22 protein-coding genes are annotated in these 24,190 nt (G+C 38.1%); 18 read left to right on the top strand and 4 right to left on the bottom strand.

The features are described from left to right. Positions 1-20: 20 nt before the first annotated feature. Positions 21-1,724, top strand: coding sequence for a M3 family oligoendopeptidase (locus BM107_RS18640; RefSeq protein ID WP_090986090.1), 1,704 nt, complete (start codon positions 21-23; stop codon positions 1,722-1,724). Positions 1,725-2,268: 544 nt separating this feature from the next. On the opposite strand, the gene BM107_RS18645 is transcribed toward BM107_RS18640, so the two are convergent. After that, on the bottom strand, positions 2,269-3,492 hold the full coding sequence (locus BM107_RS18645) for an MFS transporter (protein ID WP_090986092.1): 1,224 nt from the start codon (positions 3,490-3,492) through the stop codon (positions 2,269-2,271). A gap of 292 nt (positions 3,493-3,784) precedes the next feature. Between BM107_RS18645 and BM107_RS18650 the strand changes: the two genes are divergently transcribed. From BM107_RS18650 to BM107_RS18665, 3 genes are all read left to right on the top strand, one after another. Then, positions 3,785-5,734, top strand: coding sequence for an amino acid permease (locus tag BM107_RS18650; RefSeq protein ID WP_090986094.1), 1,950 nt, complete (start codon positions 3,785-3,787; stop codon positions 5,732-5,734). A 252-nt stretch (positions 5,735-5,986) separates the two neighbouring features. After that, positions 5,987-6,301 (top strand): hypothetical protein, encoded by a 315-nt coding sequence (locus BM107_RS18660; RefSeq protein WP_090986099.1) that lies wholly within the window; start codon positions 5,987-5,989, stop codon positions 6,299-6,301. Positions 6,302-6,540: 239 nt separating this feature from the next. Next, entirely contained in the window at positions 6,541-7,056 is a 516-nt protein-coding gene (locus BM107_RS18665; protein WP_090986101.1) for a hypothetical protein, read from the top strand. A gap of 255 nt (positions 7,057-7,311) precedes the next feature. On the opposite strand, the gene BM107_RS18670 is transcribed toward BM107_RS18665, so the two are convergent. Then, positions 7,312-9,270: a KUP/HAK/KT family potassium transporter gene (locus BM107_RS18670; RefSeq protein WP_090986103.1), complete on the bottom strand. Its 1,959-nt coding sequence runs from the start codon at positions 9,268-9,270 to the stop codon at positions 7,312-7,314. A gap of 179 nt (positions 9,271-9,449) precedes the next feature. Here BM107_RS18670 and BM107_RS18675 point away from each other — a divergent pair, with 179 nt between their 5' ends. The 13 genes from BM107_RS18675 to BM107_RS18735 all read left to right on the top strand — a co-directional run bounded on the left by BM107_RS18675 (position 9,450) and on the right by BM107_RS18735 (position 20,848). Continuing rightward, the gene (locus BM107_RS18675) at positions 9,450-9,980 is read left to right on the top strand and encodes a T9SS type A sorting domain-containing protein (protein ID WP_090986105.1); all 531 of its coding nucleotides are present in this window, start codon (positions 9,450-9,452) and stop codon (positions 9,978-9,980) included. A 73-nt stretch (positions 9,981-10,053) separates the two neighbouring features. Further along, a complete protein-coding gene (locus tag BM107_RS18680) occupies positions 10,054-10,665 on the top strand; it encodes a fumarylacetoacetate hydrolase family protein (protein ID WP_090986107.1) in 612 nt (203 codons plus the stop codon). Between the two features lie 3 nt (positions 10,666-10,668). After that, on the top strand, positions 10,669-12,402 hold the full coding sequence (locus tag BM107_RS18685) for a M23 family metallopeptidase (RefSeq protein WP_090986109.1): 1,734 nt from the start codon (positions 10,669-10,671) through the stop codon (positions 12,400-12,402). Between the two features lie 122 nt (positions 12,403-12,524). Further along, positions 12,525-12,989, top strand: coding sequence for a thioredoxin-dependent thiol peroxidase (bcp, locus tag BM107_RS18690; protein ID WP_090986111.1), 465 nt, complete (start codon positions 12,525-12,527; stop codon positions 12,987-12,989). 57 nt (positions 12,990-13,046) lie between these two features. Continuing rightward, positions 13,047-13,892, top strand: a complete 846-nt coding sequence (locus tag BM107_RS18695) for a transketolase (protein WP_090986113.1) — start codon at positions 13,047-13,049, stop codon at positions 13,890-13,892. Positions 13,893-14,079: 187 nt separating this feature from the next. Then, positions 14,080-15,036, top strand: a complete 957-nt coding sequence (locus BM107_RS18700) for a transketolase family protein (RefSeq protein ID WP_090986115.1) — start codon at positions 14,080-14,082, stop codon at positions 15,034-15,036. Positions 15,037-15,113: 77 nt separating this feature from the next. Continuing rightward, positions 15,114-15,674 (top strand): RNA polymerase sigma factor, encoded by a 561-nt coding sequence (locus tag BM107_RS18705; RefSeq protein WP_090986117.1) that lies wholly within the window; start codon positions 15,114-15,116, stop codon positions 15,672-15,674. A 33-nt stretch (positions 15,675-15,707) separates the two neighbouring features. Continuing rightward, complete coding sequence (locus tag BM107_RS18710) at positions 15,708-16,367, top strand: hypothetical protein (protein ID WP_090986119.1); 660 nt, start codon at positions 15,708-15,710, stop codon at positions 16,365-16,367. 7 nt (positions 16,368-16,374) lie between these two features. Next, positions 16,375-16,815, top strand: coding sequence for a hypothetical protein (locus BM107_RS18715; RefSeq protein WP_090986121.1), 441 nt, complete (start codon positions 16,375-16,377; stop codon positions 16,813-16,815). 68 nt (positions 16,816-16,883) lie between these two features. Then, positions 16,884-18,074, top strand: coding sequence for an aspartate aminotransferase family protein (locus tag BM107_RS18720; RefSeq protein WP_166672366.1), 1,191 nt, complete (start codon positions 16,884-16,886; stop codon positions 18,072-18,074). A 58-nt stretch (positions 18,075-18,132) separates the two neighbouring features. Next, the gene (locus tag BM107_RS18725) at positions 18,133-18,810 is read left to right on the top strand and encodes a response regulator transcription factor (protein WP_090986123.1); all 678 of its coding nucleotides are present in this window, start codon (positions 18,133-18,135) and stop codon (positions 18,808-18,810) included. Positions 18,811-18,918: 108 nt separating this feature from the next. Next, positions 18,919-20,229 carry a sensor histidine kinase gene (locus BM107_RS18730; protein ID WP_090986125.1) on the top strand — a complete coding sequence of 437 codons (1,311 nt, stop codon included), beginning with the start codon at positions 18,919-18,921 and terminating at the stop codon, positions 20,227-20,229. A gap of 145 nt (positions 20,230-20,374) precedes the next feature. Next, a complete protein-coding gene (locus BM107_RS18735) occupies positions 20,375-20,848 on the top strand; it encodes a hypothetical protein (RefSeq protein WP_090986127.1) in 474 nt (157 codons plus the stop codon). 172 nt (positions 20,849-21,020) lie between these two features. Here the strand turns inward: BM107_RS18735 and BM107_RS18740 are convergent, their stop codons facing one another. Both BM107_RS18740 and panB read right to left on the bottom strand, forming a co-directional pair. After that, a complete protein-coding gene (locus BM107_RS18740) occupies positions 21,021-21,707 on the bottom strand; it encodes an RluA family pseudouridine synthase (protein ID WP_090986129.1) in 687 nt (228 codons plus the stop codon). Positions 21,708-21,863: 156 nt separating this feature from the next. Further along, a complete protein-coding gene (panB, locus tag BM107_RS18745; RefSeq protein ID WP_090986131.1) occupies positions 21,864-22,679 on the bottom strand; it encodes a 3-methyl-2-oxobutanoate hydroxymethyltransferase in 816 nt (271 codons plus the stop codon). 306 nt (positions 22,680-22,985) lie between these two features. Between panB and carA the strand changes: the two genes are divergently transcribed. After that, entirely contained in the window at positions 22,986-24,098 is a 1,113-nt protein-coding gene (gene carA, locus BM107_RS18750; RefSeq protein ID WP_090986133.1) for a glutamine-hydrolyzing carbamoyl-phosphate synthase small subunit, read from the top strand. Positions 24,099-24,190: the final 92 nt, after the last annotated feature.

The following is a 24,190-nucleotide window of genomic DNA, read 5'->3' on the forward strand; positions in this document are numbered from 1 at the left end:
ATATTAAATAATTAATTACTATGATCACTAAGAAACCAAGAACATATATTCCTCAGGAACTGAACATTACCTGGGAAAATTTAGCACCACTTTTTACTGAACTGCAAAACCGCGAAATAAAAAGTACAATTGAGTTAGAGCAATGGTTAAAAGACCGTTCGGAACTGGAAGCTGCCCTGGAAGAAGATTTTGCCTGGAGATACATAAAAATGAGTTGTGATACCGCGAATGATGAATTGGTCAAAAACTTCCAATATTTTGCCACGGAAATTGAGCCAAAGATTTCTCCGCTATCGAACGAACTGAACAAAAAATTTGTCGAAAGCCCGTTTATGGATGATCTGGACAAAGAAAAATATTTCGTGTACAGTCGTGCCATTAAAAAAGCCTTAGAACTTTACCGCGACGAAAACATTGAACTCTTTACCGAGCTTCAGGTAAAACAGCAAAAATACCAAAGTATTACCGGCGCCATGAGCGTGGAGTTAAACGGGCAAGAGTATACTTTGGAGCAAGCCTCTATTTTTATTAAAGATTTAAACCGCGAGGTGCGCGAACATGCCTGGAAGACGATCCAGCAACGCCGTTTGGTTGACAAAGATGATTTAAACATTTTGTTTGATGAGCTGATCAGGCTGCGAAATCAGGTTGCCTTAAATGCAGGCTTTGAAAACTACCGCGATTATATGTTCCAGGCATTGGGACGTTTCGATTATACCCCACAGGATTGTTATGATTTTGCCAATGCAATTGAAAAGGAAATTGTCCCGATTTTAAAAGAACAGGCAGAAACACGTAGAGAGGCACTAGGTTTAGAAACGCTAAAGCCCTGGGATCTGGAAGTTAGCGTAAGTGGTAAACCAGCCTTAAAACCGTTTAGCAACGGCGAGGAACTGATTGATAAAAGCATTGCCTGCTTTAATGCCATTGATGAAAAACTGGGTTCAAAATTGGCTACCATGAAAGCCAATAATCTTTTTGATGTAGAGAGCAGAAAAGGTAAAGCACCGGGCGGTTACAATTATCCACTGGCCGAGACAGGGGCACCATTCATCTTCATGAATTCGGCCAATTCTTTACGCGATTTGACGACTATGGTTCACGAAGGTGGCCATGCCATCCATACTTTTTTAACCGCAAATTTAGAGCTCAATGATTTTAAGCATTGTCCATCTGAAGTAGCCGAACTCGCATCTATGAGTATGGAGTTAATTTCGATGGACAAGTGGGATGTTTACTTTGATAATGAAGAAGATTTAAAGCGTGCCAAAAAAGAACAGTTGGCCGACGTTTTAAAAACATTGCCCTGGGTTGCGGTAATTGACCAGTTTCAGCATTGGATTTACACCAATCCTAACCATACAGCGGCCGACCGTGAAGAGACATTTAAACAGATTTACAGTCGTTTTGGTGCCGGGTTTGCCGATTGGACAGATCTGGAGCAGCAATTCGGAAACGTATGGCAAAAACAACTGCACTTATTTGAAGTTCCATTTTACTATATCGAGTATGCAATTGCCCAGTTAGGTGCCATAGCCGTTTGGAAGAACTATAAAGAAAATCCGGAAAAAGCTTTAGCACAGTATCTGGAAGCACTTTCTTTGGGTTATACCAGACCTATAAACGAGATCTATGAAACTGCAGGAATTAAATTTGATTTCGGTGCTGAATATGTAGAAGAACTTGCCGGTTTTGTGAAATCGGAGCTTGAAAAGTTAGGATAAGGAAAGGTAGAAGGTGTAAAGATGGAGGGTAGAAGGCTTCCCTTCAATATAAATATAATAAGGGTCGTGGTATTTACCACGACTTTTTTGGTTTATAACCACGGATAAAAAGGATGAACACAGATTAATACTTACCTTACCTGGTCTTAGCGCTCGCTAAGACTTGATTCCATTTTTTGCTACGGAAACACAGAAGACACGGAAACTAAACAATAATACAGAACCGCCAATGTATTTAAATGATGTTTAGGCAACTAAAGTCAATTTTATCCGATTTACTATACCTGGCCTTAGCGCCTTGCTAAGACTTGATTGCAGTTCTTTGCCACGAAACATAACTGGCACGGAACCACAGTCTTCGAATAGATGATCAAAATCAGTAATTTATTCGCTGTACTCCGCTGAATAGTACAGATGGAATGGATTGCCTTTTGGAAAAGGATATTTATTGTTATCCAAAACTTTCCAAAAGGATTGTACTAAACTATACCTCACAGGCTTTGCTCTTCAAAAAAAATAAACTACACATAAATGCAGATGATCATTAATCTACAGCCTGATCCTTTTTGCTGATCCTAAGAATCAAAAACATCACTAAAACCGACAGCAAGATCATGATCAGATAACTATAACTCAGGTTACGTTCATCTTTTGCTGGGATCAGGTTCACAATTCCGTAGCTCAAAAATGATACAATTACATATGTAATGCCTCCCGTTAATCCACCTGCAATGCCTGCATTTTTCGGGAATTTGCTCAGGCAAAAAGTAAAGTAATTGTTAAAGGTAAAACCAGCCCCTATATGGATCAAAAAAGCGAAGAAAATTAACGACCAAAGGTTGGAAACAAAATTTAAGCTTACGATCATTAAAGCTACGAAAACGACCTGCAACAGCGAGTTGATCATTAATCGTTTAAAGAAGGGCCTGTTGATGGTGGCCTTACCAATAAAACCGCCTACCATCCACGCAAAGCCTAAAAACAACGAGCTATAACCCGCAATAACGGGAGAGAACTTAAAATGGTGTTCGATAATAAACGGACCGGTCATGTTGTAAACCATCACCATACAATAGGCTAGACCTAACATTACAATGCCTAAAGTAAAACTGGGTGTTTTAATCATTTTGATATAAATGCCTGTGATCTTTTTCAACTGAAAATCGGTAAAATGCTTTAGGGTTTCACCACTGAACAGCAACTCCAGCAAAGCAAAAACGAGGGCGAAACCAGCCAGGAAATAGAAATTAGATTCCCAACCAAATACCGTTTGAAGGTAACCGCCAATAAAAGGTGCTACAATTGGCCCTGTAGACCAAATGATGGAAAACAGACTGAGGTAGTGTTTTAACTGATTGCCTTCAAAAAGATCAACAAAGTATGCCCTTTTGGCTACTACAATTGCGCCTACAGTAAGTCCGTGAATAACGCGCATCAAATAAATAAGGTAAATGTGATGTGTTGTAGCAATGACTATACTTGCTGCTGCAAAAATCAATAACGAATACAGGCAGATTTTGTACCGCCCAAAGCTATCAAGTATACTACCTATAAAAAGCTGTGCAACACCATAACTAATTAAAAAGATGCTTAAAGTAAGTTGAACCTGAACACTGCTTACCTGCATTTCGCCTGCCATTGTTGGTAAGGAGGGGATATAAATATCGGTAGCAAAACCCGACAATGGAATTAAGGCAAAGGCCAGTATAGTGGCCAGACCCTGGTGACGCTCTTTAATATATTTTATTTTTGTGGTATCAGCATTCATCTTAATATTGTTATCGTAAAAATGGTCAGATCAAAAATCTAATTAATAGCGCATATTGATCTGATTGATTTTCGGCAACAAACTTAGCACTTTTAACCAGCGTAAAATTTTACCAATCAATCAAAGGCCAATTCAAGGTTAATAATTTTAAATTTTGACTTTAATCCCATAAACAACCCTCTTTTTCGCTACATTTCGATAGTGTGATGGTATAGTGTATTGAAAATTATATCTTGCTTTAAACGTTTTTAGCCAAACTTTTTATAAGTTTGAGCAAACAAGCAAACAAAAGATGTTCGAAAAGCTATTCAGAAAGAAATCTATTTCCAAGATATTACAAGATGCGGCAAAAGGCTATGGCGATCATGAAAATACACTACATAAAACACTCGGTGTACGCGATTTAACAGCTTTTGGAATTGCAGCGATTATTGGAGCGGGCATTTTCAGTACGATTGGTAAGGCAAGTGCAGATGGCGGCCCTGCAGTAATCTTTTTATTTATTTTTACCGCGGTTGCCTGTAGTTTTGCGGCCTTTGCTTATGCCGAGTTTGCATCAATGGTACCTGTTTCGGGTAGTGCCTACACTTATTCTTATGTAGCCTTTGGCGAACTGGTGGCCTGGATTATTGGGTGGTCGCTCATTATGGAATATTCCATCGGTAATATCACGGTAGCCATCTCCTGGTCTGATTACTTCACCGGGTTACTTTCCACGATCAAAATACCTCCGCTCGGCATTGATGGCATCCACGTACCTGATTGGATGACCATGGATTATTTAAGCGCCTACAACGGCCATCAACATGCCAAAGCGCTATTAGCCGCAGGCAAAAACCTGACAGATTTGGATCCGGCTACAGCCCTGGCTAATAATGCCTGGCTTACAGCCCCAACTATCGGTGGTTTTCATATTGTAGCAGATATTCCGGCTCTTGGCATCATTATTTTGATTACCTGGTTAATTTACCGCGGTATGAAAGAAAGTCGCAATGCCAGTAACGCTATGGTGGTAGTTAAGCTAGCAGTAATTCTTTTGGTATTGGCGGTAGGTATATTTTATGTCGATACCAAAAACTGGAATCCATTTGCTCCAAATGGAGTTTCAGGTGTTTTAAAAGGCGTTTCAGCGGTATTTTTCGCCTACATCGGTTTCGACGCCATATCTACAACAGCTGAAGAATGTAAAAATCCTCAACGCGATTTACCGCGTGGAATGATGTGGGCGATTATTATCTGTACCCTTCTTTATGTAGCAATTGCATTGGTTTTAACCGGTATTGTTAAATCAGATACTTTAGCTGTTGGCGATCCGTTAGCATTTGTTTTTGACCAGATTGATTTAAAATTAATGAGCGGTATTATTGCCGTAAGTGCGGTATTTGCAATGGCCAGTGTACTTTTGGTATTTCAGATGGGTCAACCAAGGATCTGGATGAGCATGAGCAGAGATGGATTGCTACCGAAATCTTTTTCGAAAATCCATCCGAAATACAAAACACCTTCATTTGCAACCATAGTAGTAGGTTTTGTAGTAGCTGTACCATCATTGTTTATGAACCTTACCATTGTGACCGATCTCTGTTCTATCGGAACGCTCTTCGCTTTTGTATTGGTTTGCGCAGGAGTTTTAGTATTACAGAACAGGCCCGACGTTCAACGCGGAAAATTTAAAATACCTTATGTAAACAGTAAATTTATTGTTCCATTTGTTTTAATTGGTGCCTTGATTTTCGCATTCACCAAATTTGGTCAAGAAACCAAAGCATTCTTTTTCAATTCACCTAAAACCATTCAAACCGTAACTTTTGTTACCTCCTTAAGTGGCGATGAACTGAAAATTGTTAAAGAAGAAATTGTTAAAAATGCTGCGCCACAGATTGTACTGGCCGAGAAAGTAGATGCAGAATCTTACCTGAGTGCATTACCAGCTGATCGTTATGAACAGTTTATTTCTGCCTCTAAAGTTCCCGTAGAGAAAAAATACGAAAGCGGCTGGGGTTTATTTAAGCATAAAATTCCGATGTGGATTTTCTTAATCATCTGTGTAGTGATAACTTACTATTGCATTACCAAAAACTTATCGTTGATTCCGGTTTTGGGCTTAATTAGCTGCTTATATATGATGTGCGAGCTTGGCATTTCAAACTGGATTGGCTTTGGTATCTGGCTGGTAGTAGGCTTGGTGGTTTATTTTGCCTATGGCTATAAGCATAGTAAATTGGCAAATCCAGAGGTTTAAGTTATAGATGAATGATATGACAATTTTTGAGAAAATAGAGAAACATCAGGAAGATAAAAACTATGTCAAAATTAAAAGAGACGTTGGTAACAAATCTTACATACTTTCTCACGGTTATATCTTAGATCACTCATTTGATTTCGTTTTCCTCAAAGTGAACGATGATTTTCTGTTTAACGGATTTACCATTTTCCAATATCTTCTATTACCAAGATCAGACACAATAACTATGATCAATTTTTCGATTCAATAATGAAACAGGAGGGAAAGAAAAAGCTGATCGAAATGCCTTATCAAATTGATCTGGAGAGTTGGGAAACTATATTCAATTCCATTAAAGACACAAATTTAAACTGCACGGTAGAAAATGAAAACGATAAAAGATTCTTTTTTAAAATTGGGGAGATTGTAAAAGTAAAGAAACGAAATTTAAAGATTTTGAACTTCGATCCTGCGGGTTATCTGGATGATAAACCGACCAAGGTAAAATATAAGGAAATTTCTGCTGTAGGCTTTGATGATCACTACACCAACACAATGACCAAATACTTAAGGAAAAAGCAGTAAATTATTACTTAATAACCTATACATTTTTCTAGAATTTATTTCAGCCTATTTTATTCAAAAAAAAAAGCAATTACCTCGGTTGGTGAGACACCAACCGCCCCCCTTCATTCTATCGGTCGGTGTCTCACCGACAGAAAATAATTTGATGTTAATCATTATATCTGTATATTGTATTAGGTTGTCCCTGCACCTCAAATATGAAATGAACAATGCATATCTTTTACAAAAGACAGGGACAAATGGATTACAACTATCCATACTTTTATACCGATACCATCTGCAATTTTGCTCACTTATTAAGTGATGACAATCTAAAAATGATTATCATAAATTCGCTGAAATTTCTAGTCGATCAAAAACTTATAGAAGTTTACGGTTACGTCATCATGCCTAATCATATCCATTTAATTTGGAACATGCTCAAATTAAATGGAAAAGAATCTCCAGCTGCGAGTTTTACTAAATTCACAGCGCACCAATTCAGAAAATATCTTTTGGTTAATAGTCCGATGCTCATAAATCAATATCGATCTCAAAAGAATGATAGAGTTTTTCAGTTTTGGAAAAGAGATCCGCTAGCCATTCCATTAAGTAAAGAAAGCATTTGGATACAAAAATTAGATTATATACATGATAATCCGATTAAAGAAAAATGGAACTTATGCAAATATCCTGAAGATTATAAGTGGAGTAGTGCAAACTTTTATGAAACTGGGATTGATCAATTTAAGATACTGACACATTTTAGAGATTAATTGTTTCGGTTGGTGGGACACCAACCGATAGATGTGGAATGAGGATAAGTTTTATTGAAAAATGAGAAATCCTCTTTCTTTGACAGAAAGAGGATTATGTTACTTCTTCTTTATAAATGCCAGAGAGGTGATCATCACGAGGCCTAATCCAGACGCGATCATGTAGCTATTCGCATGATCAAAGTGGTATATTTTGGCTGCGGGACCTGCTATAAATAGCACAGTACCCAAAATCAACAATGCTGTTCTCATTGCTTAAACTGGTAATCTATGCAATTCAATATCATCTGGTGTAACAAAAATTAACGGAACTTTCTCTACATCCACATAACTGCTATCCAGACCAAAACTTCGCTCTTCAGATAAACTTAATTTTTTAAGGATAAAATAGTAATCCATAATCTGCCTTTCATAGAAACTCAGTTTAGTAAACTTCGATAAATGCTTTTCTAACAGTACAAATCTGAAATCACCCGCAATTTTATGCTTGTTTAAAGAGGTGTACTGGCTGGTAATGTCGATCTCTCCATTTTTCACCAACTCCTCAACCACTTTACGGTATAATAAATTTACCCGTTGTTCAATCCTGAAACCTAGCCTGAAGTCAATCCTGATCAATTTACCTGGGATCAGGAATTCAACCTTATAGTCCATCGTATACGGCTCATCCATTACGTCAACATGCACCAGCCAATACACATCAGCACGTTTTGGCTCTTTTTGGATAATGGAATAAATAATTTTCGACTCAATTTCTGTTTTGAAGTTGGCACTGGTTAAATAAACCAACTGTGAGGAGTATTTGGGAACAGATTCATCACTGCTCAATTCGGTTAAAATCTCATAGTAATCTTCTATTTCGACATATTTAACGAAACGGTTTTTAATTTTACGCGCTACAAACCAGCTCCACATTACCGTAAACAATAAAGAACCAATCATTACCGTTACCCATCCGCCATGTAAGAACTTGGTTAAATTACTGATCAAAAATGTGCCCTCAATAATCACATAAGTAAAGAAAAATAAGGCAATTAAATATTTCGGAAAACGCCTGCTTCTTAAATAAAAGCTCACCAGAATTGTTGTCATCAGCATGGCAATGGTGATGGATAAACCATAGGCCGCATCCATTCTTTCTGCCTTTTGAAACAACAGTACGATACCACAGCATCCAATCCACAACATCCAGTTGATCGATGGCACATATAACTGGCCCTTGGAAACTGATGGATAAATAATTTTAATTTTTGGCCAAAGGTTTAAACGTACCGCCTCTGCAATTAGGGTAAAAGAGCCACTAATTAAAGCCTGGCTAGCAATTACCGCAGCCATTGTAGCCAATATCACCATCGGAATTTGAAACTGACTCGAAACAATCTGGAAGAACGGATTCATTTTTGCGCCCGGAACATAACTGCCACTGTTCTGCAAAATCCAAACGCCCTGACCTAAATAGTTTAAAATAAGCGTAAGCTTTACAAAAATCCAGCTGATCCGAATATTATTTCTACCGCAGTGGCCCAGATCAGAATATAAGGCCTCTGCCCCAGTGGTACATAAAAATACACCACCCAAAATTAAAAATGCCAGTTTATTGGTAGCTAATAGATGTATGGCATAATAAGGATTAAATGCCTTGAGAATGCTGAAATCTTTGATTACATAAGATACGCCTACCACACCCAGTACCGCAAACCAAACAAACATGACCGGACCAAATAGTTTACCCACCATATTGGTACCGAACTGTTGAATAACAAACAGGATAGTTAAAATGGTAAGCACAATGGGAATAACCGGCACATCGAATTTATTGGTAAGCCCTTCAATGGCTGATGTAACGGTGATACTTGGCGTAATAATACCGTCTGCAAGCAAGGCACAGCCACCTACAACGGCCGGAACAACCAACCACTTTGCCTTTTTACGCACCAGAGAAAATAAAGAGAAAATACCACCCTCGCCCTTATTATCTGCCCTAAGGGTAATGATAACATACTTAACGGTGGTTTGTAAGGTTAATGTCCAAATAATACAGGATAAAACACCCAAAACATTTAACGGATTGATATCCTGCTTCCCTCCTAAAATTGTGGTAAAAATCGCATTTAAGGTATAAAGGGGTGATGTACCAATGTCTCCAAATACAATTCCTAAACTAATTAGAACACCGCCGGCGGTTAACGCGTTGACATTTTTATGATTTGACACTTCGTTGATTATTTAGTGCGGCAAAAGTAAACTAACTATAACAATTTAACAACCAAATTATTGTGTATTTTTAACACTATGAAAATTAAATTTTATTGTTAAATTGTGTTAAATTATGGGTTTTAAACAAAATGTTTAATTTCTTTGTTTTAAATTAATACATTTGCTATACCAATTTGATGAAACTCTACGCTAAGATAACGTTGCTCACAAAACTTGTATGCACATGGTGCATTGTTTTGTTATGCAGTTCAAATTCTTGGTCACAACAAACGGATAGCATCCACATCAGCCTAAAAAGCCGGACAAAAAAAGCTGGTCGGATTCCTGAAATTAAAGCCAATATTACCCCTTACAAGCCGCTCTTTATGACTACTGGCGGTTCAGGAATGTTCAATACTTATTCTACAGTAACTAAAAGCGCAACCGTTGTAGCTAAAGATAAGCTGTTGAATATTTTAAAAATATATCCTAATCCGGTAGAAGATCAGTTAAATATCATCCTATCTATTGGAAAAGACGGCACTCAGACTACGATTAAAATTATCGATTTACTGGGAAATGAAGTAGCAACGCTTTTGAACGAACGTTTAAATGCGGGTGAGCATACCAAGAACTTTGCCGTTCCTAGCAGGATCAACCCTGGCATCTACTTTTTAAGGGTCATTGCAGGTTCAGAAAGCCAGGTAAAACGGATCTCAGTTTTATAACACCATTTTCTTTTCTATTTTTGAATGATGCGGGTTAATTCCCCAGTTATTTTCACATATATTATAATTAAGAATGAAAATTATAGCCATTGGCAGAAATTATGCAGAGCATGCAAAAGAATTGAACAACCCGGTTCCAACCGCTCCTGTAATTTTCCTGAAGCCAGATACAGCCGTATTAAAAGACAATAAGCCCTTTTACCTTCCCGATTTTTCTGATGATGTGCATTACGAACTAGAAGTAGTTCTAAAAATCTGTAAGGAAGGAAAACACATTGCTGAAAAATTTGCAGCTAATTATTATGATGAGGTGGGTCTGGGTATTGATTTCACCGCACGCGATATCCAGGCAAAACACAAAGAAAAAGGTTTGCCCTGGGAGCTGGCTAAGGCTTTTGACAATTCGGCACCAGTTAGTATTTTCCTGCCTAAAAGCGATTACAAAGATCTTTACAATCTGAATTTCGAATTAAAGGTTAATGGCGAAAGCCGGCAGATTGGACATACCAAAGATTTGTTATTCTCTTTCGAAAAGATAATCAGTTTTGTTTCTCAATACATCACATTAAAGAAAGGCGATTTAATTTTTACCGGAACACCTCAGGGTGTAGGAAAAATAAATAAAGGGGACAAGCTGGAAGCCTGGTTGGAAGAAAAACAACTTTTAAATTTTGATGTTAAGTAACGAATGATTAACAACCCGATCCCATACAAATTAAAATTTTTCATTTCAGTTTGCCTTTTAGCCGCTTCTACTTTCGTTCAGGCACAACAGATCTTCAGCAACAACAAATACCCGATTACCGATTTCAGACAGCCTTTGGATATTACCCCTCCTGCCCTGGCAGGTTCTTTTGGAGAAATCAGAGCCAATCACTTTCATTCAGGAGTCGATTTCAGGACCAACCAGCGTGAAGGTTATCCTGTTTATGCGGTTGCAGACGGATATATATCAAGGTTAAGGGTACAGAACAGCGGTTTTGGACAGGCACTCTACATTAATCACCCCAATGGTTTTACCACCGTTTACGGCCACTTACAGCGCTTTGCTCCGAAAATTGCTACGATTGTTAAAAACCTTGAATATGAAAAGAAATCATTCGAAATTGATGAATTTCCTGATGCCATATTAATCCCTGTACATAAGGGAGAAATTATTGCCTGGTCTGGTAACCGTGGCAGCTCTGGTGGCCCGCATTTGCATTTCGAAATCAGAGATACCAAAACCGAAGAAACCATTAATCCCCAGTTTTTCGGGATCATCATTCCTGATAATATCCCCCCTGTAATCCATGGATTGTATGTATATCGGTTAAACGGCAAAACTTTTAATGAAAATACGCCAAAACAGGCTATTGGCATTAGTGGTGCCAACGGCAGTTATAAAACCGTTGCGCCCATCAGTTTAACCGGTGAGGTTGGTTTCGGCATTGTGGTAACCGACAGGCATAACGGTTTGTCAGGCACTAATGGTGTTTATTCCATCGAATTGGAAGTTGATGGAAAAAAGGTATATACTTCGGCTTTAGAACGTTTTGCTTTTGAGAACAGCAAAGCCATCAACTCACATATCGACTATCCTACCTACCTCAATACCAAAAGAAGTATCCAGAAAAGTTTTGTTGAACCTGGCAACCCGTTAAAAATTTACAGTGGTTTGGTAAATAGCGGCAGGATAAGCTTCAATGATGGTACTTCACATCAGCTTCGCTATATTATTACCGATTCTAAAGGAAATACTTCTGTTCTCCCTTTTACTGTAAATGCGGGCGTAGCAACTGCTACAGTCCCTATTGTCCCTTCCGGAACAATTTATCCCTACAATAAAACAAACGAATTTACTACTGACGATATCAAGGTGTTTTTCCCGCTTGGAACATTGTATAGCGATTTAAACTTCACTTATAAAAAATTACCTAAACCTGCAGGTAATGCCTGGTCGGCTGTTCATCAGATTCACAACAGATACACACCATTACATATCGGATTTGACATCTCCATCAAGGCTGATCAGCTTCCGGAAAACCTCAGGAGTAAAGCACTGATTGTAAATGCAAACGGTTCATCGCAGGGTGGTTTTTTCGACAACGGTTATGTTAAGGCCAGACCAAAAAACTTTGGGAGCTTTTATATTGCCATTGATACCATTGCGCCAAGAATATCACCTGTAAATATCTCGGAGGGGAAAAGTATGGCAGGTTTATCTAAAATCATTTTAAAGATCAGTGATAATCTCTCCGGAATAAAAAGTTTTGATGGTTATATCGATGGTCAATGGGTATTGATGGAATTTGATGCCAAAACTGCAACACTTTGGCACAGCTTTGATGAGCGAACGCCATCTGGCAAACATTCGTTTGAACTGGTGGTTACGGATATGAAAGAAAACACCAGACGATATCCGATACATTTTTCCAAATAAGTGGTAAAAATGTTTTAAAATGTCATCTTTTAAATTCACACGAACAGGATAGTAATTTAAACTGTTTACATTGCAGCATTAATTAATAAATCCATGAACATAAAAATTGAATCATTTTATATATGGCAGAGTTAAAAGAAGGTGATCAGGCACCTGCAATTACATCAAAAGATCAAAACGGAAACGAAGTTTCGTTAAGCGATTATAATGGAAAAATAGTTGTACTTTATTTTTATCCCAAAGATGATACCCCGGGGTGTACTGCTGAAGCCTGCGATTTTAGAGACAATTATCAAGGCTTACAGGACAAGGGAATTGTCGTTTTAGGCGTCAGCGTTGACGATGAAAAATCGCATCAAAAGTTTGTAACCAAACACAATTTACCATTTACCCTCCTGGCTGATACCGACCAGAAAATTGTAAATGACTACGGAGTTTGGGCAGAAAAAAATATGTATGGTAAAAAATACATGGGCACGGTTCGCAGCACTTTTATAATTGATGGGGATGGAAAAATTATTCATATCATTAAAAAAGTGGATACCAAAAACGCCACCCAACAAGTCCTCAATTTAATCAATAACTAATTATGATATAGCAGGTAAAATATTACCTTTGTTATACAACAACAACCTCTTATTTTAATGAAACATACAATTAAAGAGCTAGAAGATATTGCCTCTCAAATCAGAAGAGATATCGTAAGAATGGTTCACGGATGCCAATCTGGTCACCCAGGCGCTTCGCTTGGATGCGCAGACTTTTTTACTGCTTTGTACTTTGAAGTGATGAACCACAAAACCGACTTCACGATGGAAGGTGCAGGCGAAGATTTATTCTTCCTTTCGAACGGCCATATTTCTCCGGTTTGGTACAGTACATTGGCTCATGCCGGTTATTTCGATAAAAGCGAACTGGCGACATTCCGTAAACTGGATTCAAGATTGCAGGGTCATCCTACCACACACGAACATTTACCAGGAATCCGTATTGCTTCAGGCTCATTAGGTCAAGGGCTATCTGTAGCGATTGGTGCTGCCTTGGCTAAAAAGTTGAACGGCGATAAATCATATATTTTTGCCCTATTAGGTGATGGGGAATTACAGGAAGGACAAAACTGGGAAGCAGCTATGTTTGCCCCTTTTAATAAAGTTGACCATTTAATTGCATCAGTTGATTATAACGGACAGCAGATTGATGGCCCTACCAGCAAAGTGCTTGCCCTGGATGATCTACAAGCTAAATTCGAAGCTTTCGGTTGGCATGTAATCAATACTGATGGAAATGATATGAAGGCGATAGTTGAGGGTTTACATTATGCAAAAACCTTAACAGGAAAAGGTAAACCGATCTTAAATTTAATGAGCACACAAATGGGTGCCGGAGTAGATTATATGATGGGTACCCATAAATGGCATGGTACAGCGCCAAATGATGAACAATTAGCTGCTGCATTAGCGCAACTACCAGAAACTTTAGGGGACTATTAAATTAGATTTGAGACAATAGATATGAGACTTGAGACATGTGTTTGTCCGATCTTACATCTAAAATCTCCTATTTAAGAAATAATTAACCTGGATTATAAATTAGATTTTGAGACACTAGATATGAGATTTGAGACGATTGTTCGCCTGATCTCACATCTAAAATCTCATATCTCATATCTAAAACAAAATGAAAAAATATACATATACAGAAAAAAAAGATACACGTTCGGGTTTTGGAGCTGGCTTACATGAAGCTGGAAAGAAAAACGAAAATGTGGTTGCCTTGTGTGCCGATTTAGTTGGATCGCTTAAAATGGACGCTTTTATTAAAGATTTCCCTGAGCGTTTTACACAGGTTGGTATCGCAGAAGCAAATATGATCGGTATTGCAGCGGGTATGACCATTGGCGGTAAAATTCCTTTTACCGGTACTTTTGCCAACTTCTCTACTGGCCGTGTTTACGACCAGATCCGTCAATCGGTAGCTTATTCGAACAAAAACGTAAAAATTTGTGCATCTCACGCCGGATTAACACTGGGTGAAGATGGTGCAACACACCAGATCCTGGAAGATATCGGTTTAATGAAAATGCTGCCAGGTATGGTGGTAATCAATCCTTGCGATTATAACCAGACGAAAGCAGCTACCATCGCCATTGCAGAGTACGAAGGTCCGGTTTATTTGCGTTTTGGCCGTCCGGTAATTCCTGTATTTACAGATCCGGATCAAAAATTTGAAATTGGTAAAGCCTGGATGGTTAATGAAGGAAAAGATGTGACCATTATTGCTACCGGCCATATGGTTTGGAAAGCGATTGAGGCTGGTGAAAAATTGGCTGAATTGGGTATCGATGCCGAAATTATCAATATCCATACCATCAAACCTTTGGATGATGAAGCCATTCTAACATCCGTTAAGAAAACCGGATGCGTGGTTACTTGTGAAGAGCACAATAAATTTGGCGGATTAGGCGAAAGCGTAGCTCGTTTATTAACAACTGAACTACCAACGCCACAAGAGTTTGTAGCCACTAACGATACTTTTGGAGAAAGCGGAACACCAGATCAATTAATGTCTAAATATGGTTTAGATGCCATAAACATTGTTGAAGCAGCTCAAAAAGTAATTGGCAGAAAAAAATAGATTTGAGAAATTAGATATGAGGTTTGAGACACTATCAAATCTCATATCTCAATTCTCATATCTCAAATCTATAGGTAATGAAACAAGTTGAAGATTCAGAAATTCTTGCCATGTTTGCCGTTGAGCAAACGCGTAATGAAGCTTTTAACCTGTTACTAAAAAAATATCAGCAAAAAATATATTGGCACATCCGCAGGCTGGTTTTAAACCATGATGACTGTGATGATCTTTTGCAGGAGGTATTTGTTAAAGTCTGGAAGAATCTTGATAAATTTAGAAATGATTCCCAGCTTTATACCTGGATTTACCGCATTGCCACTAACGAATCCATCACTTTCCTTAACAAACAAAAGCAGCGAAACAATACACCTTTGGATGAGGTATCGTCCGAACTTGCCGATAATTTGGTAGCAACATCTTATTTTAACGGCGACAAACTCCAGCTCAAACTTCAAAAAGCAATCCTCACCTTACCGGAAAAACAGCGCATTATCTTCAATATGAAATATTTTGATGATATGAAATATGAAGAGATTTCGGAAGTATTAGGAACCTCTGTAGGGGCATTAAAAGCTTCATTTCACATTGCTGCAAAAAAAATTGAAGCTTTTATTACAAATGATGAAATAGACTATTAAACCTTTTCATGATAATTGTATCATATATCTGTGATGACCGAAAATATAGAAAATAACGATTGGATGAATGAAGCTCCTGCACTTGCTGCTCTGGAGAAGCGTAATCCTTTCTCCGTTCCTGATGGATATTTCGAAAATTGTGAAGATGGCGTTTTTTCTGCCATATTTTTAGATGGATTAAAGCAGAAAACAAGTAACAACGATTTTGAAGTTCCGCAGCTGTATTTTGAAGATTTAGCGGAACGCATACAAACCCAAATTACCCTGTCCGAAATACCTGTTGCAGGAAAGGCTTTCACCGTACCTGACAATTATTTCAACACACTGCAAAGCAGAATTACTGACAGAGTTGCTACGTTAGAACCTAAAAAGGAAGCCAAAGTTATTCCTTTATGGAGAAGAAACATGGTTAAATATGTAAGTGCAGCCTGTTTCCTGTTAATGGCCTCTTTTGGTATTTATTTTTATCAGAATAACTCGACATCTGCCAGTTTGCAATTACCGGCAGCAGAAGCAATGGCAAACGAACAGTTATTATATGATATAGACGAAAGTACGATCATTGATCATTTAGAAACGCAAAACACAACCTCATCTAATATAAAAACAAATTCTGCGTCAGATACAGAAATGGAAAACTACATTCTGAGCAATTTCTCATCATCGGATTTAGCCCAGGAATTAAACAATTAATACAGAAATGAAGAATTTACTTTTTGTTGCTTTAATGTTTTTGTTGCCCACTACCTTACTGGCACAAAGACCAAGGGGAGAAGAAATAGAATCGCTTAAAATAGCTTTTTTTACTCAAAAGCTGGATTTATCACCAGAAGAGGCTAAGGTTTTTTGGCCAATTTATAATGATATGCAGGCAGAGCTCAATTCTTTGCACAAAGAACGCATGCAGAAAATGATCTCTTTCAGAAAAGTGGATGAAATTGATAACTTAACGGATGCGCAGGTGCAGAACCTAATTACCAGTGAGTTTGATTTCAGACAAAGAGAACTGAATCTAAATAAAAAATATTACAACAAATTCAAGTCTTCTTTGCCTATAAAAGTGGTAGGTAAGTTCTACAGGGCGCAGGAAGGTTTTAAACGTGAGTTGCTTAACAGATACAGGGGCGGGCAAAAGCCTTAACGAAAAAGACTTACAGCAATGTAGGTCTTTTTGTTTTAAAGCACCCTTCATTTCCGTACTTTTGTACCATGCTTACCCAACGTCAGTTGTTTTTACAACACAATGCACAAACCTCTCCAGAGCCCCTGATGCTCGAATTTGTAAGGGCAAAAGGCATCTACATTTACGATGCACAGGATAAAAAACACATTGATCTTATTGCCGGCATCGGCGTAAGCAATATTGGCCATTGCCACCCTGCTGTAGTGAAAGCCATTCAAGATCAGGCAGCAACCTATATGCACCTCATGGTTTATGGTGAATATATTCAAACACCCCAGGTTAATTTTGCAAAGGCACTTGCCGAAATATTACCGGAAAGTTTAAGCTGCACCTATTTTTTAAACTCTGGAACAGAAGCTGTAGAAGGTGCCATGAAACTGGCTAAACGTTATACCGGCCGCAAAGGTTTTATTGCCTGTAAAAATGCTTATCATGGCAGTACCCAAGGCGCGGAAAGTTTAATGGAAAGTGATTTTTATTCTGCTGGATACGGTCCTTTCCTACCGCACGTAAATTTTATTGAACATAATAATCTTGCTGACCTTGAAAAAATCACTTCAGACATTGCTGCTGTTTTTATTGAGCCTATACAAGGTGAAGCCGGAATACGTGTTGCACATTTAAGTTATATGCAGGCTTTAAGAGCAAAATGTAACGAAACAGGAACTTTATTGATTTTCGACGAGATACAGTCAGGTTTTGGCCGCAGTGGCAAAATGTTTGCCTTTGAACATTACCAGATTGTACCAGATGTATTGTTACTGGCAAAAGGAATTGGCGGCGGAATGCCAATAGGCGCTTTTATCAGCTCATTAGAGATTATGTCGGTATTATCGCATACGCCAATCCTGGGCCACATGACCACCTTTGGAGGTCATCCGGTTTGCTGTGCTGCCGGCTTAGCGACTTTACGCACCCTGGTTGATGATCATATTGTAGAGGAAGTAGAAGAAAAAGGCCAGTTATTTAAACAGCTTTTAAAACATCCGGCTATTAAAGAAATCAGGGGCAAAGGCTTGATGCTCGCTGTTGAGTTTGAGAATTTCGAACTTAATAAAAAAATTATCGATGCCTGTATTTTAGACGGCGTATTGTCAGACTGGTTTTTACATTGCAGCAATTCTATGCGGATAGCCCCCCCACTAATTATTACTAAAGAAGAAATTAAAGATGCTTGCGAGACCATCTTAAAAAACATTAACTTAGTTGCAGGGTAAACGCATAGCGCTGAGCGCAAAGTGCATGGCGGTAAAAAATTAAACAAAGTTAGCTGAAATGAATGTATTAATCGTTGAAGATGAAAAAAGCCTCGCGCTTGAAATGGATGAATTCCTGAGCAAAGAAGGATTTATTGTAGAGCATGCCTGGAAAAAATCTTCTGCTGAAGAAAAGATTTTTGTAAATAATTATGATTTCATTTTATTAGACCTGGGCTTGCCTGATGGTGATGGTTTTGATATTTTAAAACAGCTGAAAGCGACTAAAGACCGCGACGATGCTGTAATTATTTTAACAGCGCGCAGTGCCGTTGATGACCGGATTAAAGGCCTTGATGAGGGTGCAGACGATTATCTGCCAAAGCCGTTTTCCTTAAATGAACTTTTAGCACGTATACATGCCATTACGCGTAGAAAACATAAATTAGAAAAAAACGAGGTAAACATCCACAACTTTTTGCTCAATATTCAGAACAGAACAGTTTCTTATGGCGACGAAAGATTAAACCTCACCAAAAAAGAGTTCGAAATATTTAACTATCTGGTGTTGAACAAAAATCGTGTAGTATCGAGAATGAGTTTAACGGAACATGTTTGGGGCGATATTTTAGAGGTCAACTCTGACTCAAACTTCGTGGATGTACATGTTAAAAACTTACGAAAAAAACTCGCCGGGGTTACGCCAATAGATTGGTTTGAAACGGTAAGAAGTATTGGTTATAGAATCAATTGCTAGTGAGCTTTAGGGTTGGGCGTATGGCGCAGGGCGTCAATTAACCAATTAGCCAGTTCACCCAACCAAAATGACACCTCATCCATCTTACATAAACCATCATCCATCTAAATGAAGCTACAGGTTAAGTTTTCTTTATATAATGCCGTAACGAAGGTTGCCATCATTCTGGTATTAGGTGCTATCATTTTATTTTCATTAGATAGACTGGCTTACAACCAGCTTGATAACCGTTTGATTAAAAAAAAGAACAAAATCATCAAACACCTTAATGACAATGAAATCGACAGCCTTTTAAATAAAGAACAATCATTTACTGATTATAATATTTTGAAGGAAGAATTTATTGTATTAACGGTTCTTCCCGACAATCAAAAGGATTCGACAGCAAAGGTATTTACGGAAAAAAGAGAGATTGAAGGTGATATTGAAGTATACCGCATTTTAAATTATAAATTCTCTTATCACAAAAACTGGTATAACCTAGAGATTGGTGAAACCATGACAGCACTTCAGTCTATCAAAAATTCGATCCGTTTTTATATGCTGATCGTACTTGTGGCTGCATTGCTGATTACATTGATAGCCGATTACACTTTTTCTAACTTTTTACTCAAACCGTTTTATCGGATTATTGATAAAAAGATTAACCTTGTTGATGATCCCAGCCATTATAATTACCAGAACATCCCAACCAGCACCAGTGATTTTAAAATCCTTGACAACAGCATAAACTCTTTAATGCGAAAAATAAATACACTTTTTGCCTTAGAAAAGCAGTTTATCGCCAATGTTTCGCATGAGTTGCTCACCCCTATTTCGATTTTAAGTACACGATTTGAAAATATGCTTAATACACCGGATATTCCCGTTGAGCATGAAAATAAAATATACGCCTCATTAAAAACCCTGAACCGCTTAAAGCTGATTATCAACAGTCTGCTACTCATTTCAAAAGTTGAAAACAATCAGTACCTAAAAACGGAAGAAATCAGCCTTAACCAAGAAATTGATGATATACATGAGGATCTGGAAGATCGGATAGCGGACAAAAACATTAGTTACAGTGCCCGCCTTTCAAAAGATTTTCATTTTACAGGAAACAAGGCACTGATACATACGCTTTTAATCAACATCATCAACAATGCCATTAAATACAACGTTGATAATGGAACGATTACCATAACTGATAAAACTGAAAGTGACAGATATATCCTCACCATCAGCGATACCGGAACAGGTATGAGCAAAGAACTGGTAGAAAATGCTTTTGATCGTTTTAAAAGAGGAAATTCAGAAGAAAATGGATTTGGCCTGGGCCTGGCCATTGTACAAAGTATTGCCCGGTTCCATAAAATAGATGTTGATATCAAATCCGAAGAACAAAAAGGCACCAACATTTCCCTATCCTTTTCAATATAAGACTTTATTGATCAAATTATTTAACCAAATAAAATACGTTTGTATTGCCTGACTTTAAAACCAGCGGTACCCTGCAAACGGTATAAAATTTTGGCAGGGGCTTTGCTTAGTGTTAAGTCATTTTTAATAAGCAAAACGTATTGTAATGAAAAACATTATCCCCATACTAGGAGCCGCCACTTTATTGATGGCATCATGCCAGGGCGGAACAGCCAAAAAAACACAGGCCAAAATAGATTCCACTATAGTAGCCAATGCAGCCGTGACAACTGATCCGGTTCAGTGTTACCAATACATTAAAAACCGTGATACCGCTACCCTATCGTTAAAAACAGTAGATAATAAATTGACAGGTACGCTAGGCTATAATTTATACGAAAAAGATAAAAATGCGGGTACGGTAGCCGGTATTATCAAAGGTGATACCATCATTGCGAATTACACCTTTCAATCTGAAGGCAAAACATCGGTAAGAGACGTAGCCTTTTTGAAAAAGGGTAATCAGCTAACAGAGGGATTTGGTGATGTACAGGAAGTAAATGGAGAAAGCAAGTTTAAAGATCTGAGCAAACTAAAGTTTGATGGATCGATGACTTTCGAAAAAATTGATTGTAAATAATACTTCGTCATCTTCATTCAAAGGTTGTCATTTCGACTGCAGCGGAGAAATCTGTTGTCTGGTACCATAGATTTCTCTACTTCGCCGCAATTCGCTCGAAACGAGGGTAACTCCAAAGAAATTATTAAATAATTATCCCAGGAAGTAATGAATTACTTATCCTGGCATTGAACTATAAATCCTCAAATCTTTCCCAAAATCCGTCAATCGGTAGTTTGGCAAATATGTTTACCGGTTCCTTTTTTACGGGGTGTATAAACTGTAATCTACGGGCATGCAGGCAAATACTTCCCTTTCTGCTTCCTCGTGGATAACCATATTTGTTATCACCCATAATCGGACAACCCATTGAGGATAGCTGAACCCTAATCTGGTGTGAGCGGCCTGTTAAAGGATCAACTTCCAAAAGATAATAATCGCCTACTTTAGCTTTTACTTTATATGAAAGCTCGGCACGTTGACTGCCCGTAACCTCTGTGTTATAATAAGAAACCACGTTTTTTTGTGGATTTTTAACCAGCCAGTGTACCAATGTAGCCGATTCTTTCTCCGGCTTATTCTTCACTACAGCCCAATACGTTTTCTTTACCTCCCTGTTTTTGAATACGGCATTCATACGTTCTAAAGCCTTACTCGTTTTAGCAAATAAAATTACGCCGCTCACTGGTCGGTCTAAACGGTGTACTACCCCTAAAAAAGCACCATTTGGTTTATTGTATTTTTTAGCGATATACTTTTTTACCTGCTCGTCCAATGGCTCGTCGCCAGTTTCATCAACCTGCACAATATCACCTGCTCTTTTATTAATAGCGATTAAATGATTGTCTTCAAAAAGGATGTCGTTATCGGTAATTGGCATCGGTTAGTTCATTGGTACATCCGTCATTAGTTTATTTGATAAAGCAAATCGGCTAATGCGAAAGTTTATTGGTTAATCATTTAGCTGCTAATTATTGATGGTTGGACGGTTATCTGCGCCTTAAAAAACGCCAAACTCAAAACGCCAAACTCCAACTTAATACTGTTCTTTTTCGTTCGGGAAATCATTTCCTTTTACATCGCGGATGTAAGACTGCGCTGCACCTAAAATTTCATCGTAAAGATTAATATATTGGCGTAAAAAGCGTGGTTTAAATCCTTTGGTTAAACCAATCATATCATTTACCACCAAAACCTGTCCGTCGCAGTCTGGTCCGGCACCAATGCCAATAGTTGGAATATGTAGACTTTCTGTAACTTCTTTACCTAGTGCAGCAGGGATTTTTTCCAATACAATGGCAAAACAACCCGCAGCCTGCAAAGCCAAAACATCGGTTTTCAACTTATTAGCCTCCTCTTCTTCCTTTGCACGAACGGTATAGGTTCCAAATTTATAAATAGACTGGGGGGTTAAACCCAGGTGCCCCATGACAGGAATTCCTGCCGTAATAATTCGTTGAACAGATTCGATAATTTCTTCTCCGCCTTCCAGTTTAACACCATGAGCACCTGATTCTTTCATAATCCTGATCGCTGAATTCAAAGCTTCCTTTGAATTTCCCTGATAAGAGCCAAAAGGTAAATCAACCACAACAAACGCTCGTTTAACGGCTCTGATTACCGATGCAGCGTGGTAAATCATCTGATCTAACGTGATGGGCAAAGTTGTTTCATGACCAGCCATTACATTTGACGCAGAATCGCCAACCAATAAAACGTCCAATCCTGCATCATCCAAAATGGTTGCCATCGAATAATCGTAAGCCGTAAGCATTGATATTTTTTCACCACGCTCTTTCATTTCCTGTAAAATATGCGTGGTAACGCGTTTGATTTCTTTATGTACCGACATGGGATTTGTTTTGTGTTGCCAAAAGTATTGTTTTTTCTTTAATTAAGCTGAAAGACGAAAGGTAAAAGACCAAAGCAATCTCAGACTAAAATCATTTTTCATACTGATGTGGCTTTAATCTTTTTGCTTTAAGCTTCTGCCTTATTTCATTTTTCTCTTTAGATTTCCAATCTAAAATTCTATCTTTGTACCCCGAAATGGACGGGATATCTTCATCTTTTTTTGTACTCTGCAACTACGGTTTTAATGCCGAAAGCCATTCTTTTTTCAACTCTTTTTTAAATCAAAATCCATATTGTAATTACCATGACTAACTACACCAAGTTACCTGCGATTTTATTACTGGCCGATGGCACGGTTTTTTACGGCAAAGCGGCCGGGAAAATTGGAACTACTACCGGCGAAATTTGTTTTAATACCGGGATGACAGGTTACCAGGAAATTTTCACCGATCCAAGTTACTTTGGACAGATAATGGTTACCACAAATGCACATATTGGTAATTATGGTATCCACAAAGATGAAATCGAATCGGGATCAATCAAAATTGCTGGTTTGGTTTGTAAAAATTACAATATCATTTACAGCCGTAAAGAAGCTACCGAATCTATTCAGGATTATTTTCAGAACGATAACCTGGTTGCTATTGCAGATATCGATACACGTGCATTGGTGCGCCATATCAGAGACAAAGGTGCCATGAATGCGATTATTTCTTCAGAAATCACTGATTTGGAAGAATTAAAACAAAAATTAGCTGAAGTACCTTCAATGGAAGGTTTAGAGCTTTCTTCTAAAGTAAGCACCAGCGAACCATACTTTTATGGCAATCCTGAGGCGAGCTTGAAAGTAGCAGCACTTGATTTAGGCATCAAGAAAAACATTTTGCGCAGCTTTGAAAACCGCGACATCTATGTTCAGGTTTTTCCGGCTAAAACCACTTTTGCCGAAATGGAAAAATTTAGCCCTGATGGTTACTTTATTTCAAACGGCCCCGGCGATCCTTCGGTAATGCCTTATGCAGTGGAAACGATCAAAGAAATTTTAGCAGTTGACAAGCCATTATTCGGAATCTGTTTAGGTCACCAACTATTGGCCGAAGCTAACGGTATCGGCACCATGAAAATGTTTAATGGTCACCGTGGCTTAAACCATCCGGTTAAAAACATCATCAAAAACCACTGCGAGGTTACCTCACAGAACCATGGTTTTGGTGTAATACCTGATGAAGTTAGAAACTCTGACAAGGTAGAAATTACACATGTTAACTTAAACGATAAATCAATTGAGGGCATCCGTGTTAAAGGCAAAAAAGCATTCTCGGTTCAATATCACCCAGAATCTTCTCCAGGTCCACACGATTCACGTTACTTATTTGATGATTTTGTTGAGGTAATGAAAGGTGAATTAGCCTGGTAAAAAATTATTTTTTATATAAAGTATTAAAACACTGCTCATTTCTATTGGCAGTGTTTTTTTTATTTAAATTAGAATTTTCTAGGCACTTACTT

The sequence above is a fragment of the Pedobacter suwonensis genome (assembly GCF_900111825.1).
Classification (GTDB): Bacteria; Bacteroidota; Bacteroidia; order Sphingobacteriales; family Sphingobacteriaceae; genus Pedobacter; species Pedobacter suwonensis.

Excerpts from the sequence above, each read along its gene's own strand:
- panB (WP_090986131.1), bottom strand. The coding sequence starts at position 22,679 with ATGTCGGTACATAAAGAAATCAAACGCGTTACCACGCATATTTTACAG.
- BM107_RS18680 (WP_090986107.1), top strand. The coding sequence starts at position 10,054 with ATGAAAATTATAGCCATTGGCAGAAATTATGCAGAGCATGCAAAAGAA.
- BM107_RS18695 (WP_090986113.1), top strand. The coding sequence starts at position 13,047 with ATGAAACATACAATTAAAGAGCTAGAAGATATTGCCTCTCAAATCAGA.
- BM107_RS18650 (WP_090986094.1), top strand. The coding sequence starts at position 3,785 with ATGTTCGAAAAGCTATTCAGAAAGAAATCTATTTCCAAGATATTACAA.
- BM107_RS18705 (WP_090986117.1), top strand. The coding sequence starts at position 15,114 with ATGAAACAAGTTGAAGATTCAGAAATTCTTGCCATGTTTGCCGTTGAG.
- BM107_RS18645 (WP_090986092.1), bottom strand. The coding sequence starts at position 3,492 with ATGAATGCTGATACCACAAAAATAAAATATATTAAAGAGCGTCACCAG.
- BM107_RS18725 (WP_090986123.1), top strand. The coding sequence starts at position 18,133 with ATGAATGTATTAATCGTTGAAGATGAAAAAAGCCTCGCGCTTGAAATG.
- BM107_RS18685 (WP_090986109.1), top strand. The coding sequence starts at position 10,669 with ATGATTAACAACCCGATCCCATACAAATTAAAATTTTTCATTTCAGTT.
- BM107_RS18640 (WP_090986090.1), top strand. The coding sequence starts at position 21 with ATGATCACTAAGAAACCAAGAACATATATTCCTCAGGAACTGAACATT.
- BM107_RS18715 (WP_090986121.1), top strand. The coding sequence starts at position 16,375 with ATGAAGAATTTACTTTTTGTTGCTTTAATGTTTTTGTTGCCCACTACC.
- BM107_RS18660 (WP_090986099.1), top strand. The coding sequence starts at position 5,987 with ATGAAACAGGAGGGAAAGAAAAAGCTGATCGAAATGCCTTATCAAATT.
- BM107_RS18700 (WP_090986115.1), top strand. The coding sequence starts at position 14,080 with ATGAAAAAATATACATATACAGAAAAAAAAGATACACGTTCGGGTTTT.
- BM107_RS18735 (WP_090986127.1), top strand. The coding sequence starts at position 20,375 with ATGAAAAACATTATCCCCATACTAGGAGCCGCCACTTTATTGATGGCA.
- carA (WP_090986133.1), top strand. The coding sequence starts at position 22,986 with ATGACTAACTACACCAAGTTACCTGCGATTTTATTACTGGCCGATGGC.
- BM107_RS18665 (WP_090986101.1), top strand. The coding sequence starts at position 6,541 with ATGGATTACAACTATCCATACTTTTATACCGATACCATCTGCAATTTT.
- BM107_RS18720 (WP_166672366.1), top strand. The coding sequence starts at position 16,884 with ATGCTTACCCAACGTCAGTTGTTTTTACAACACAATGCACAAACCTCT.
- BM107_RS18730 (WP_090986125.1), top strand. The coding sequence starts at position 18,919 with ATGAAGCTACAGGTTAAGTTTTCTTTATATAATGCCGTAACGAAGGTT.
- BM107_RS18740 (WP_090986129.1), bottom strand. The coding sequence starts at position 21,707 with ATGCCAATTACCGATAACGACATCCTTTTTGAAGACAATCATTTAATC.
- BM107_RS18675 (WP_090986105.1), top strand. The coding sequence starts at position 9,450 with ATGAAACTCTACGCTAAGATAACGTTGCTCACAAAACTTGTATGCACA.
- bcp (WP_090986111.1), top strand. The coding sequence starts at position 12,525 with ATGGCAGAGTTAAAAGAAGGTGATCAGGCACCTGCAATTACATCAAAA.
- BM107_RS18710 (WP_090986119.1), top strand. The coding sequence starts at position 15,708 with ATGACCGAAAATATAGAAAATAACGATTGGATGAATGAAGCTCCTGCA.